This is a genomic window from uncultured Polaribacter sp. (assembly GCF_947500975.1).
In the GTDB taxonomy this organism is placed as follows: Bacteria; Bacteroidota; Bacteroidia; order Flavobacteriales; family Flavobacteriaceae; genus Polaribacter.
In genome coordinates, this window is sequence record NZ_CANMUE010000005.1 from 137,748 (window position 1) to 151,256 (window position 13,509).

Below are 13,509 nucleotides of genomic sequence, written 5' to 3' on the forward strand. Positions count from 1 at the left end.
AATGATTCTCGACGCTGTTTTTCCACCTGATCCAAGAGTGGAAAATGAAGCAGTTTCTTTAGTGAAAGCAGGTCATGAAGTTTTTCTTTTTTGTTTAAAATATGATAAAAATTTAGGAGATGAAATTATCAACGGAATTAAAGTTAAAAGATATCAATCTAATAAATTAGAATACAAACTTTCCGCATTAGCATATACAGTTCCTTTTTATACTTTTTTAATGCAAAAAAAGATTACTGATTTCATTAAAAAATCAAAAATTGAAGGGTTGCATATTCATGATATTAAAATTGCACAATCAGTTTTTAATGCAAATAAAAAACACAATTTACCTGTTGTTTTAGATTTGCATGATAATATGCCAGAAGTAATGAAACTGTATCCTCATCTTCAAAGATTTCCAGGAAAATATATAATTTCACCAAAAAAATGGAAACACAAAGAAGAAGAATTTATAAAGAAATCAAATAAAGTTATTTCTGTTTCTCCAGAATTTATAGAAACCCTACAAGTAAGATTACCCCAACAAAAAAAGAAATTTGTTTTAGTGCCAAATACCATTAGAACCTCATTTTTTGAAGATTATAAGATAGATAATTACATTGTTGAAAAATATAAAAATAACTTTGTAGTTTTGTATTTAGGTGATACTCATATAAGACGAGGGTTACAAACTGCAATTTCTTCAGTTGTAAAATTGAAGGAAGAAATACCTAACTTAAAATTAGTAATTGTTGGTAAAAACACAACAGATACTATTTTAAAACAACAGGTAAAAGATTTAAAAATTGAAAATTTTGTTGATTTTGAAGGTTGGCAAAATGTGAACTTATTTCAATCTTATATAGTTGCTAGTAAAATTTGTATTTCGCCATTGCATAGAAACTTACAACACGATGTTGCTTATGCAAACAAAATTTTTCAATACATGAGTTTAGGAAAACCTTTGTTAGTAAGTGATGCAATTGCTCAAAAACGATTAGTTGAAAAAACAAATTCTGGTTTGGTGCATCAAGAAAAAGATGTACATAGTTTTACAGAAAAAGTTTTAAAACTATATTATAATGAAGCTTTAAGAATTCAATTAGGTGAAAATGGAAAACAATTTGTTAGAAATGAGTTTTCTTGGGAACAAACTTCAAAAAAACTCTTACATTTATATGATAACCTTTTAAATTGAAAGTATTAATCATAACATATTATTGGCCTCCTGCAGGAGGAAGCGGTGTACAGCGCTGGTTAAAATTTGTGAAATATTTACAAAAATTTGGCATTGAACCCATTGTATATACGGTTGATAATGCAAATTACCCAAAAGATGATGCATCGCTTTTAAATGAAGTTCCTAAAAGTATTACTGTTTTAAAACAGCCAATTTGGGAACCAACAGATATTATGTTTTGGAAGCAGAAAAATCAACAAAAAAAAGATGTTTCTAATTCTGTAAACAATGGTTTTTTATCATTTATTAGAGGTAATTTTTTTGTGCCAGATCCCAAAATATTTTGGATAAAACCATCTGTAAAATATCTTCAAAAGTTTTTAGAAACTACAAAAGTTGATGCTCTAATTTCTACAGGTCCGCCGCACAGTATGCATTTAATTGCACAGAAATTACAACAAAAAACAAGCATAAAGTGGATTGCAGATTTTAGAGATCCTTGGTCTAATTTGTATTATAATTCAGAATTTAATCAACTCTCATTTGCAAAAAAGAAGAATTTGAAATTAGAAACTTTAGTTTTAAAAAATGCCAATTGTGTTTTAACAGTAAGTAATTCGTTAAAAAAAGAGTTCTTAAAAACTGCAAATAGAGTAGAAGTAATAACAAATGGTTTTGATGATGAGGTTTTAACAAAAAACTTGATAAAATTAGATACTGAGTTTTCAATTTCTTACATTGGTTTGTTACCAAAACAAAGTAATCCTAAATTTTTGTTTAAGGTCTTACATGAATTATGTAAGGAAAATGTTGAATTTAAAAATGATTTAAAGCTTAATTTTATTGGTGATATTTCTGATGACGTAAAAACAGATATAAATAATCATAATTTATATAAAAATACAAACTTTGTTGGCTACGTTTCTCATAGAAAAGCTATTGAATGTCAAAAAAAATCGCAAGTATTGTTGTTGTTAATACCTAATGTGGAAAAATCTGAAGGAATTTTAACAGGGAAATTATTTGAGTATTTAACAGCTAAAAGACCTATTTTAGCAATTGGTCCAAAAGGTGGTGATTTATCAGAAATATTAGAAAATACAAAAGCGGGTGTTTTGGTAGATTTTAACGATAAGGAAAAATTAAAATCAGAAATTAAACGATTATATAATCAATATAAAACGGGTAATTTAAGGGTGGATTCTATAAATATTGAGCAATATCATAGAAAGAAATTAACGAAACAATTATCAGAAATTATTAAAAATATTTAATTTAAAAAATGGGAATTGTATTAAAGCAATCTTTTAGAAATACATTAATTATTTATTTAGCTTTTTTAATTGGAGGTATAAATACGATTGTTTTTTATCCAGAATTCTTAGGGGCAAAATTTTATGGTTTAGTTGTTTATTTATTTTCTACATCTAATATTATTATGCCTTTTTTAGCATTTGGTGCACATTTTACTATGGTTAAATTCTTTTCTTCTTATGAAACTAAAGAGGAAAAAGATCGATTTTTATCTTCATTAATATTTATGCCATTAATTATTGCTTTACCTCTTGGTTTTTGCTGGGATTACATGCATGAATTAATTATGAGTAGAGTTACTGAAGAAAATCAAAATATAGAAAATTATACTTTTTCGATATATATAATTACTGTTTGTTGTGCTTATTTTGAGTTTTTCTATTCATGGACAAAAGTACAATTAAACACCGTTTTTGGTAATGTTTTAAAAGAACTTTGGAATAGAGCAGTAATAATGATTTTATTAGTAGCTGTTTTTTTTGAATGGATAACCAACGTTGAATTTATTTATTACTTAACAGGGGCTTATATTTTAAGAACTTTTGTGATGATGTTTTATGCTTTTAAAGTTTATTTACCTAAGTTTTATTTTAAGTTGCCAGATAACATCTCTGAAATTATAAAATATTCTGCTTATATAATTTTAGCGGGAAGTGCTGGAGCAATTCTATTAGATATTGATAAAAATATGATACCTGGTAAAGATACTATTGAAAAAGTAGCCTATTATACGGTTGCTGTTTTTATGGGGTCTTTTATTGAAGCTCCAAGCCGAGCAATGACTCAAATTTTACAACCTTTAACATCAAAATCTTTAAATGATTCTGATATGGTTGAAGTAGAAAACTTGTACAAAAAAAGCTCTATAAACCTATTTTTAGTTGGCGGGTTATTTTTCTTATTGGTGAACTGTGGTGTTCATGAATTGTTTAAGTTAATGCCAGAAAAAGGATATGCTGGTGGGGAATTGGTTGTTTTAATGATTTCTTTAGCTAAGCTTTATACAATGTTTTTAGGTAATAACGGAACCATAATAAACAACTCTAAGTTTTATAGAATTGCTTTGCCAATAGGAGTTGGTATGGCTTTGTCTGTTTATTTTTTGAATAAACTTTTTTATTTTGAATTAGATTTTGGAACAAATGGTTTGGCAATGGCAACTTTAGTTACTATTCTAATATTTAATACAATTAAGTTGTTTTTTGTAAAGCGTAAGTTTTCTATAACTCCATTTACAAACAAAACTGTATTGTTATTTTTTGCAATTCTTATTTTGTTTTTATCTTTCTATTTTTGGAATTTTTCTTTTCCTTCAATAGAAATGTTTAATAGAGATATTTCTCCTGTTTTTAACCTTATATGTAAAAGTATTTTAATTGCAGTGCTGTATTTATTTTTAGTAGTTAAGCTTTCAGTTTCTGAACAAATTAACGCACTTATAAAGAAGTATATTAAATTATAGATGACAATCTATAAAATCTGTTAGCATATGAAATAGCAATGCTAATGCAACAACTCTGATCTTTTTAAATAATAAAGCGATACCATAAAACGCAATTGCTATGTAAGAGTGTAGAGGGTGATAATTAATACTACATCTATTTTTGTCAAATATTGGGTTTGCTAAAAGATGATCTAAATCTACCAACATAGAAAATAAGAAAATAATATAAACGGTTTTCCAGTTTTTTTTAAAGAAAACATAAGCGATTAAAAGAGGAACAACAAAGTGAAGTGAATAATGAATTAAAAATTTTAGCATAAAAAAAGACTTATGGCAAAATAAAGCCTTTTTAGATTATTATAATAAAATTTTAGATGATGATTTTAAAATAAGCTTAAAGCTTTCTTCTGGGATTAAAAGAAATTATAAAAAGCTTTCAGTATTCGGTCCTTCCATAAACAATAAGTCTAAAATAGATAAATTAGGAATAAAACCATGTTTGTCATCAAACATCTGTATGTATGTATCTACTAGTTTTGTAGGTTGTTTTTTGATTTCTGCTAGTTGTCTAAAATCATTTTTAGGAACATCAACTTTATATGCTGTAGTTTTCGAAAAATCAGTACTTAATTGCAATGCATCAGTAATAAAAAGATAAGTATCAATATTTATATCATGAAGATATTTGTATTTTTTTTCGAAAATAAAAGCAATGTCATCTTCAAAAAAATCAAAAAAAGGCGATGTTCTATAAGCTATTTTTAAAGATTTAAAATGTTGATCTTGCCAAGGAAAATTGTTTTCTACTAAAGTGTCTTTCGTTTTTTTTCTTCCATTATTAAGTACATGTTTAACAGGAATAGTCAATTGTTGTTTTCCATTAGAGTTGTATATATAACAACGATTTCTATAGCTTTGCTTCTGAAAATTATCTTCCATTTCAAAAGTAACAGTATCAGATTTTATAATTTCTGAATATTGAGAAATAGGTGAGAAGTATGTTGGTATAAATAAGGACATCTTATTTACTTTTTCTCAGTTTTTTTCTTTCCTTTATAAAAACTCCAACCAATATAAATTGCAATTAAAGCAAAAACAAAATATCTGTAAGAAACAGGTTCTCCATCTCCACCAACAGTGGTAAACATTCTATTCCATCTAATAGACTTTAATTTTGCTATAAAACTTGGTGCATTTGCATCCCAACTAAACCAAATCATTACAGGTTTTCCTAAAACATGATCAAAAGGAACATATCCCCAATAACGCGCGTCTAAAGAGTTATGTCTATTATCTCCAATTAAATAAAAATAATCTTGTTGAAAGGTATAAGAATCTGCTTTTTCTCCATTGATAAAAATATCATCACCATTTATAACTAAATCATTAAACTCATAATTTTTAATGATTTGCTCATAAAAAGGAATCGACTCTAAATCTAATTTTACTGTTGCTCCTTTTTTAGGAATATAAATTGGGCCAAAATTATCTTGACTCCAACCTAATTTTTCTACATGAGGAAAAATAGCTTTATCTGGAGCATGATTTATTTTTGTTACAGAAACTGTTAGGGGGTATTTTTCTAGCCTAGCAACTTCTTCTTCTGTTAAGTTAATGTTTATTTTATTCTCAACATTAATCATTTTTAATCTATTGGCAAAATCTGGATTAATTCCTCCAGCAACTTCTGTGTATAAAGAATCTTGACCAATTTTTGTAAGATTTCCGTTCTTTTTAATTGCTTCTTGTACCTTAGGATTATCCCAATATTCAGATAAAACTTTATAAACTCCAGTTCTCTCTTTACCTAATAAAAATTTTGGATATGAACGTTGATTTATAGGTTGCGTACATTCAAAAGTATAATAGAATTGTAATTTTGCTCTGTAAGGTAATTCGTTCTTTTTACCATTTATGTAAATGTAGCCATCTCTCATTTCTAAAGTATCTCCGGCAATTCCAACAGAACGTTTTACATAATTTGTTTTTTTATCAACAGGTTTATACGTAAATTTTCCAGAATTATCTCCCCACATTGTAGCTAAAGAATCTGCAGGCCAATTGAAACAAACAATATCGTTGTTTTTAATTTTTTGCAATCCAGGTAAACGAGTATAAGGTAATTGTGGTTTTTTTAGATAAGATACAAACGAAGGATTTAAATTAAAACCTGCAAGAGGAACAGGAATAGATGGGATTGTATCATGTACCATTGGAGCAGCAATTACTGTTGATGGTACTCTTGCACCATAATGAAATTTACTTACAAATAAATAATCTCCAACCAATAAAGATTTTTCTAAAGATGAAGTTGGTATTGTAAAAGGCTGCATAAAATATGTATGAACTAAAGTTGCAGCAATTATAGCAAATGCAATTGAGCTAACCCATTCACCAAAAGCAGACCTTGGTTTTAAACTTCTATTCGCATTATATTTTGCATCTGTTGCATAGTTGACGTAAAAAATATAAAAGCCTAAAGTTACTATGACTAAAAATGAATCTAATTTTTTATAAAAACCAAAAGTTCTAATGGTTTCAATCCAAATAACAGGAAACATTAATAGGTTTACAATGGGTATAAATAATAATGCAATCCACCATTTTGGACGATTTATTATTTGCATTAAAACAATTCCGTTGTAAATAGGAATTGCAGCTTCCCAAGCTTTTCTACCAGCTTTTACATATAGTTTCCATGTACCTAAAAAATGTATTACTTGTACAACTATAAAAAAGATAAACCACTGTGTAAACGTCATAATGTATATTTTGTATCCTTTTAAAAAAGGATGATTTTTAATGCTCTATAAGGCGCGAAATAAATAAAATGTTACAGTTTTTAACGGATGTTTAACACATCTTTCATTGAGAAAACACCTGTTTTGTCTAAAATCCATTCTGCAGCAACTACAGCACCTAAAGCAAAACCTTGTCTATTATGAGCTGTATGTTTAATTTCTATAGTATCAACATCAGAATTGTACCAAACAGAATGTGTTCCTGGAACCTCAGGAATTCTTTTTGCTACAATAGGTATATTTTCTTCGGATGTTTTTTGATCTAATTCCCAACCTTTTTTTGATGAATTATTAATAACTCCTTCTGCCAATGTAATTGCTGTACCACTTGGTGCATCTAATTTTTTGGTATGATGAATTTCTTCCATAGAAATGTTATAGCCTTCAATAGTATTCATCAATTTAGCTAATTGTTTATTAAGCTCAAAAAAGATATTTACGCCTAAACTGTAATTAGATGCATAAATAAAAGCTCCTTTTTTTTCTTCGCATAGTGCAGTTGCTTCATCATATTTATCTAACCACCCTGTAGTTCCAGAAATTACCGGAACATTGTTGTTTAAACAATTTGTAATATTATTAAAAGCTGAGTTTGGTACACTAAAGTCGATAGCAACATCTGCTAAAGTAATGTCAATTGTATCATTAACATCTTTTTTAATAACTATTTCATGACCTCTAGAAATTGCAATTTTTTCAATTTCTTTTCCCATTCTTCCATAGCCTAGTAATGCAATTTTCATTTTAAAAAGTATATTTTATTGTTAACCCAAATGATGCTGTGTCAAATTTTATTGGATCTTGAATTATTGTTGGTTTAAATGTAAGATTATCATCAGTATTAAATTGTAGCAAATGTGCGCTAACGCTGGCTTCAATAATTTGTAAAACGTAAATTATTACACCAGATAATAAAGACATATCTCGGTTTTCTTTTAATTGTTCTTGTGCAGATTCTAACGCTGTTAAAGAAAGAATTTCAACACCATCTACAGTAAATTCATCTTCTAAACCAATGGATCTTAATTTATAAGCTGTTCTATAACGTTTATATTCACTATTGTTTTCTAAATAGTAGTAAGTAGGTATTGCTAAAGCACCCCATACAACAGGAGTTAACCAATATTTTTTATTGTAAATTTGTCCAGCTCCAGGAAAAATAGCAGAATAAAATGCTGCTTTTGATGGAGATAAAGGATTATAAACTCCTTGTAGATTGTTTATTTTTTTTAACTTTTTTCTTTCTTTTTTTGATGTTACATTTACGGCAGTTGTATCTTTTTGAGCAAAAAGATTCGCAGACAAAAAAGCAACGAAAAAAACGAGTATGACTTTTTTAAAAAGCACTTATTTTAATAAGTTTTTTATACGATTAAAATCTTCTTCTGAATGAAAAGGAATAGAAATTTTTCCTTTACCATTACTACTAACGGTAATATCTATTTTGTGCCCAAAAAAGTCACTAAAATCTTTTTTACTACTTTTTACAAAAGCAGGAATTGTTTTCTTTTTAGGTTTTGCAATAGTGCCGGTTTTTATACTTTTTACAAGGTCTTCTGTTTGTCTAACAGATAATTTATCTCTTAATACTTTTTCGTAAACAACAAGTTGATCTTCAGTGTTTTCTATGTTAATCATTGCACGGCCATGACCCATGGAAATAAATCCATCTCTCATTCCAGTTTGTAAAATTGGATTTAATTTTAACAAACGTAAGTAATTTGTAACCGTAGAACGCTTTTTACCAACTCTGGTACTTAATTCTTCTTGTGTTAATTGAATTTCATCAATTAAACGTTGGTAAGAAAGAGCAACCTCAATTGGGTCTAAGTTTTTTCTTTGAATGTTTTCAACCAATGCCATTTCGAGCATTTCTTGATCGTTTGCTAATCTAATATAAGCAGGTACTGTTTTGTTTCCAATTAGTTTTGATGCTCTAAAGCGGCGTTCACCAGAAACTAACTGAAATTTATTTCCTTCTAATTTTCTAACAGTAATTGGTTGAATTACACCTAGTTCTTTAATAGAACTTGCTAATTCTCTTAAAGCTTCTTCGTCAAAGTAAGTTCTTGGTTGATAAGGGTTTACTTCAATTGAGTTTAGTTCTATTTCTAATATATTACCAACTAATTTATCGGCATTTTTATCTGAAGCAGAATTTATGTTTGGTGTTTCTTGTAATAAAGCAGATAATCCTCTTCCTAAAGCTTGTTTCTTGGTTGCTCTCGCCATTTTACGAATTCTTTTTTATTAATTCTTGAGCTAAATTTAAGTAATTTATAGCACCTTTACTTGTTGCATCATAAGCAATAATACTTTCTCCATAACTTGGTGCTTCACCTAAACGTGTATTTCTTCTAATAATTGTATCAAAAACCATACTAGAAAAATGTTTTCTAACTTCATCTACTACTTGATTTGATAGCCTAAGTCTACTATCAAACATGGTTAATAATAAACCTTCAATATCTAAATCTTGATTATGAATTTTTTGTACGCTTTTAATTGTATTTAAAAGTTTTCCTAAGCCTTCTAAAGCAAAATATTCACATTGAATTGGTATAATCACGGAATCAGCAGCTACTAATGAGTTTAATGTGATTAATCCTAAAGAAGGAGCACAATCTATAATAATATAGTCATAGTCTTTTTTTAAATCTGTTAATGATTTTTTTAACATATATTCTCTTTCTTGCTTATCTACTAATTCAATTTCAATAGCAACTAAGTCTATATGCGCTGGTATTACATCAACATTAGGTGATGTTGTACCAATAATTGCATCTTTAGCTGATGCAGTATGTTCTAAAACTTGATATGTTCCAACTTCTATCGAATCTACATCAATACCTAATCCAGATGATGCATTTGCTTGTGGATCAGCATCAATTAGTAATATTTTTTTTTCTAAAACACCTAAAGAAGCTGCCAGATTTACACTCGTTGTAGTTTTTCCTACACCTCCTTTTTGATTCGCTATTGCAATTATTTTCCCCATTAAAAAGATATATTTCTTAGAAGTAAAATTACGATTTATTCTCTTTTATAACTATGAAAGATGTTAACAAAAATATAAATTTTTAAAAACCTATTAGTCAATATTTTATATTTTGTTTTTTAAGTTTTAAACAATTTCTAAAGAGAAAACAATAATGATTTTTTTTAAGTAAGATTAAGAAGGTTTTATTGGTGTATTTTTTAGTACTTCTATTAAAAATTTCCAAAACTTTTGTGTTGATGAAATTTGAGCTCTTTCATCAGGAGAATGTGCTCCTTTTATATTGGGTCCAAAAGAAACCATATCCATTTTAGGATAATTTTGCCCTAAAATTCCGCATTCTAAACCTGCATGACAAGCTGCTACATTAGGATTTTCTTTAAACAAATCAATATAAGTTTGCGTAACCGTTTTTAAAATTTCAGAATTTACATTTGGTAACCAACCAGGGTATTCACCAGAGAAATCTACTTCAAAACCAGCTAACTCAAAAGAAGATTTTAAAGAGTTTGCTAAATCCCATTTATTAGTTTCTGATGATGAGCGAGTTAAACAACCTATTTTAATATTTCCTTCTTTTACAATAACTCTTGCTATATTATTAGAAGTTTCTACTAAGCCTTCGATATCTGGGCTCATTCTATAAACCCCGTTTAAAGCAGCATATATAGCTTTTGTTAAACCTTCTTGGACGCCTAAATTCATTACGTTTTTAGGTGAAGAAATTTCTTCTATTTCAATAGATAAGTTAGGTTCTATTGTTAAAAATTCACCTTTTATATTGTTAATAAGTTGGTTTGTTTCTAATAAAAAAGCATCTTTAGAAATAGTATCTACTAAAATACTAGCAAAACTTTCTCTAGGAATTGCATTTCGTAAACTTCCTCCATTAATTTCAGAAATCCTCAAACCATAATTTGTAAAACCATCAAACAAAATGCGATTCATAATTTTGTTCGCATTTCCTAAACCTTTAATAATATCCATTCCCGAATGACCACCATTTAAACCTGTAACTGCAATAGAAAAAGCGGTTGTGTTTTTTGGTTTTTCTTCTTCTTTGTAAGTTCTTGTAGCGGTAATATCTACACCACCAGCACATCCCATGCCAATTTCGTCATCTTCTTCTGTGTCAAGGTTTAAAAGAATTTCACCTTTTAAAATACCGCCCTCTAACCCCATTGCGCCAGTCATTCCTGTTTCTTCATCAATTGTAAAAAGCGCTTCAATTTCTGGATGACTAATTTCTGTAGATGATAAAACAGCCATAATTGCTGCAACTCCTAAACCATTGTCAGCACCTAGAGTAGTACCTTCAGCTTTTACCCAATCGTTATCAATAAACATTTTAATTCCTTCTTTATCAAAATCAAAAACTGTATCAGAATTTTTTTGATGAACCATATCTAAATGACCTTGTATTACAACAGTTTTTCTGTTTTCCATTCCTGTTGTTGCGGGTTTTTTAATGATAACATTACCAACTTTATCAACAAAAGTTTCTAGATTTAGTTTCTTGCCAAAATTAACCATAAATTGAATAACCCTTTCTTCTTTTTTTGAAGGGCGAGGAACTGCATTTAAATCTGCAAAATGATTCCAAACTGTTTTTGGTTCTAGGTTTCTTATATTTTGACTCATGGTAAAATTTCTTAAAATTGGTTGTTCAAAAGTATCGTTTTTTTAAGGCTAAAAAAAAGATTTCTAAAAAAGTGTTATTTTATTAATTTTCAATTCTAAACTCTAATCTAATAGAAGTAAATTGTTTTTGGTTTGCTTAATTGATTTCAATAATTACATCATCAAGATTTTTACGTACTTTTTTTAAGTCTTTCATATAATCATCTTCAGCTCTAAATCCTACAGGTAATATCAAGGTTGAAGTTAAATTGTGTTTTTCTAATTGTAAAATTTCATCATATTTTTCAGCAATAAAACCTTCCATTGGACAAGAATCAATTTTTTCAACAGCACAAACAGTTAATAAATTTCCTAACGCTAAATAAGCCTGGTTTTTATTCCAAAGAGTTAGTTCTTTTTGAGATTTTTTATCAATTTCTGATGTTAAAAATTCTTTAAATGGATTTATAATTGAATCTGGTGTGTTTCTAATTTTTTTAACTAATGAAAAATAATTTTTTACTTCATCAGTTGTATAATTTTTAGGAATACAAATAATCAAAAGATGAGAAGCTTGTTCCACTTGAGTTTGATTCCAAGAATGAGCAACTAATTCTTTTTGAATTTCTTTGTTTTGAATGATAATAAGCTTTACAGGTTGTAAACCATAAGAAGTTGCAGTTAAGTTAAAAGCTTTCTTTAAGGTGTTTATTTGTGTTTTTGATAGAGATTTATTGTTATCAAATTTTTTAACTGCATAGCGCCATTCTAAACTTTGTATTGTATTCATTTTTTTGTTTTGTAGTGCAAAAATAGGGTAATATTTGTTTATTGATTCTTGTTTGTATTGTTAAAATTTATAAGCAAATAAAAAATTTTGTATCTTGAAACAAAAACTATGAATGAAGAATTTTTATACTACGTTTGGCAGTATAAATTATTTTCTAAAACTAATTTATACACTGTTGATAATAAAGAAGTAATTATTTTAAAATCTGGTAATCATAATAAAAATTCAGGGCCAGATTTTTTTAATGCCCATCTAAAAATAGATGATCAAATTTGGTTTGGTAATGTAGAAATGCATTTAAAGTCTTCTGATTGGTATTTGCATAAGCATGAAGAAGATACAAAATATGATGCTGTAATTTTACATATTGTGTGGGAACATGATGCTGAAGTTTTTATGAAAAATAATAAAGCTTTAGCAACCTTAGAAATAAAAGGTTTTGTAGATAGAAAACTATTGTTAAATTATCAAAAATTAGTTTTAAATAAGCAAAGTTGGATTTCTTGTGAATCTCAAATTAAGAGTCTAAAACAGTTTGTGATCGATAATTGGATAGAGCGTTTGTATTTTGAGAGGCTAGAGCAAAAATCAATTTTTATTAAAGAGTTATTACAGCAAACGAATCATGATTTTGAAGCTGTTTTATTTCAATTATTAGCAAAGAATTTTGGATTAAAAGTGAATGGAGATGCTTTTTTACAATTGGCAAAATCTTTTGATTTTTCTATTCTTAGAAAAGTACGTTTTAATGAGTGCCAATTAACAGCTTTGTTTTTTGGACAAGCTGGTTTTTTAGATAAAGAAGTAAAAGAAGAGTATACTATTTTATTAAAAAAAGAATACGAATATTTAAAATATAAATATAATTTACAGCCTCTTGCTAATGGTCAGTTTCAGTTTTTTAGAATGCGACCTAATAATTTTCCAACCATAAGGTTAGCGCAGTTGGCTTCTTTGTTTTTTTTACAGCAGAGTTTATTTTCTAAATTGATTTCTGTTTCAAAAAAAGAAGATTTTTACAAATTGTTTTCTATTAACGTTTCTGATTTTTGGAAAACACACTATACTTTTGAAACTGAGTCAAAAAAATCACATAAAAAGTTAACCAAATCATTTATAGACTTACTGTTAATCAATACAATTATTCCATTAAAATTTGTGTATTTAAAAAGTATGGGAAAAGTTGATGAAGAGGATATTATGCAATTGATGAAGCAAATTTCATCAGAAAAAAATAGCATTATTTCTAATTTTTCTACTTTAAGTGTTAATGCTGAAAATGCTCTTGAAAGTCAAGCTTTATTACAGCTTAAAAATAATTATTGCGCAAAGAAACGTTGTTTGCAATGCGCAATAGGAAATAATTTGCTAAGAACTTAA

At 27.8% G+C, this 13,509-nt stretch carries 13 protein-coding genes; 4 read left to right on the forward strand and 9 right to left on the reverse strand.

What is annotated here, in order from left to right:
- Position 1 precedes the first annotated feature (1 nt).
- From Q0733_RS07455 to Q0733_RS07465, 3 genes are read left to right on the forward strand one after another with little or no spacing between them, the layout of a single operon-like run.
- Positions 2-1,180: a glycosyltransferase family 4 protein gene (locus Q0733_RS07455; RefSeq protein WP_298780821.1), complete on the forward strand. Its 1,179-nt coding sequence runs from the start codon at positions 2-4 to the stop codon at positions 1,178-1,180.
- Positions 1,177-2,436: a glycosyltransferase family 4 protein gene (locus Q0733_RS07460; protein ID WP_298780824.1), complete on the forward strand. Its 1,260-nt coding sequence runs from the start codon at positions 1,177-1,179 to the stop codon at positions 2,434-2,436. The genes Q0733_RS07455 and Q0733_RS07460 overlap by 4 nt, the downstream gene beginning before the upstream one ends.
- Positions 2,437-2,444: 8 nt before the next feature.
- Positions 2,445-3,938, forward strand: a complete 1,494-nt coding sequence (locus Q0733_RS07465; protein WP_298780827.1) for a lipopolysaccharide biosynthesis protein — start codon at positions 2,445-2,447, stop codon at positions 3,936-3,938.
- Here the strand turns inward: Q0733_RS07465 and Q0733_RS07470 are convergent.
- The 9 genes from Q0733_RS07470 to Q0733_RS07510 all read right to left on the reverse strand — a co-directional run bounded on the left by Q0733_RS07470 (position 3,933) and on the right by Q0733_RS07510 (position 12,129).
- Positions 3,933-4,238, reverse strand: a complete 306-nt coding sequence (locus Q0733_RS07470) for a DUF6122 family protein (RefSeq protein WP_298780829.1) — start codon at positions 4,236-4,238, stop codon at positions 3,933-3,935. The two genes, Q0733_RS07465 and Q0733_RS07470, sit on opposite strands and share 6 nt — an antisense overlap.
- Positions 4,239-4,343: 105 nt before the next feature.
- Positions 4,344-4,940 carry a WbqC family protein gene (locus Q0733_RS07475; RefSeq protein WP_298780831.1) on the reverse strand — a complete coding sequence of 199 codons (597 nt, stop codon included), beginning with the start codon at positions 4,938-4,940 and terminating at the stop codon, positions 4,344-4,346.
- A 5-nt stretch (positions 4,941-4,945) separates the two neighbouring features.
- On the reverse strand, positions 4,946-6,682 hold the full coding sequence (gene lepB / locus Q0733_RS07480; RefSeq protein WP_298780833.1) for a signal peptidase I: 1,737 nt from the start codon (positions 6,680-6,682) through the stop codon (positions 4,946-4,948).
- An 80-nt stretch (positions 6,683-6,762) separates the two neighbouring features.
- The gene (dapB, locus tag Q0733_RS07485; RefSeq protein ID WP_298780836.1) at positions 6,763-7,464 is read right to left on the reverse strand and encodes a 4-hydroxy-tetrahydrodipicolinate reductase; all 702 of its coding nucleotides are present in this window, start codon (positions 7,462-7,464) and stop codon (positions 6,763-6,765) included.
- Position 7,465: 1 nt separating this feature from the next.
- A complete protein-coding gene (locus tag Q0733_RS07490; RefSeq protein ID WP_298780838.1) occupies positions 7,466-8,026 on the reverse strand; it encodes a DUF5683 domain-containing protein in 561 nt (186 codons plus the stop codon).
- A gap of 42 nt (positions 8,027-8,068) precedes the next feature.
- Complete coding sequence (locus Q0733_RS07495; RefSeq protein WP_298780840.1) at positions 8,069-8,953, reverse strand: ParB/RepB/Spo0J family partition protein; 885 nt, start codon at positions 8,951-8,953, stop codon at positions 8,069-8,071.
- 1 nt (position 8,954) lies between these two features.
- Complete coding sequence (locus Q0733_RS07500; protein ID WP_298780842.1) at positions 8,955-9,719, reverse strand: ParA family protein; 765 nt, start codon at positions 9,717-9,719, stop codon at positions 8,955-8,957.
- 174 nt (positions 9,720-9,893) lie between these two features.
- The gene (locus Q0733_RS07505) at positions 9,894-11,360 is read right to left on the reverse strand and encodes an aminoacyl-histidine dipeptidase (RefSeq protein WP_298780844.1); all 1,467 of its coding nucleotides are present in this window, start codon (positions 11,358-11,360) and stop codon (positions 9,894-9,896) included.
- A gap of 136 nt (positions 11,361-11,496) precedes the next feature.
- Positions 11,497-12,129: an NAD(P)H-dependent oxidoreductase gene (locus tag Q0733_RS07510; RefSeq protein ID WP_298780846.1), complete on the reverse strand. Its 633-nt coding sequence runs from the start codon at positions 12,127-12,129 to the stop codon at positions 11,497-11,499.
- 108 nt (positions 12,130-12,237) lie between these two features.
- On the opposite strand from Q0733_RS07510, the gene Q0733_RS07515 reads away from it, so the two are divergent.
- Positions 12,238-13,509: a DUF2851 family protein gene (locus Q0733_RS07515; RefSeq protein ID WP_298780848.1), complete on the forward strand. Its 1,272-nt coding sequence runs from the start codon at positions 12,238-12,240 to the stop codon at positions 13,507-13,509.

Coding starts and splice junctions, on each gene's coding strand:
- Q0733_RS07455 (WP_298780821.1), top strand. CDS start 2: ATGATTCTCGACGCTGTTTTTCCACCTGATCCAAGAGTGGAAAATGAA.
- Q0733_RS07465 (WP_298780827.1), top strand. CDS start 2,445: ATGGGAATTGTATTAAAGCAATCTTTTAGAAATACATTAATTATTTAT.
- Q0733_RS07470 (WP_298780829.1), bottom strand. CDS start 4,238: ATGCTAAAATTTTTAATTCATTATTCACTTCACTTTGTTGTTCCTCTT.
- Q0733_RS07475 (WP_298780831.1), bottom strand. CDS start 4,940: ATGTCCTTATTTATACCAACATACTTCTCACCTATTTCTCAATATTCA.
- lepB (WP_298780833.1), bottom strand. CDS start 6,682: ATGACGTTTACACAGTGGTTTATCTTTTTTATAGTTGTACAAGTAATA.
- dapB (WP_298780836.1), bottom strand. CDS start 7,464: ATGAAAATTGCATTACTAGGCTATGGAAGAATGGGAAAAGAAATTGAA.
- Q0733_RS07495 (WP_298780840.1), bottom strand. CDS start 8,953: ATGGCGAGAGCAACCAAGAAACAAGCTTTAGGAAGAGGATTATCTGCT.
- Q0733_RS07500 (WP_298780842.1), bottom strand. CDS start 9,719: ATGGGGAAAATAATTGCAATAGCGAATCAAAAAGGAGGTGTAGGAAAA.
- Q0733_RS07505 (WP_298780844.1), bottom strand. CDS start 11,360: ATGAGTCAAAATATAAGAAACCTAGAACCAAAAACAGTTTGGAATCAT.
- Q0733_RS07510 (WP_298780846.1), bottom strand. CDS start 12,129: ATGAATACAATACAAAGTTTAGAATGGCGCTATGCAGTTAAAAAATTT.
- Q0733_RS07515 (WP_298780848.1), top strand. CDS start 12,238: ATGAATGAAGAATTTTTATACTACGTTTGGCAGTATAAATTATTTTCT.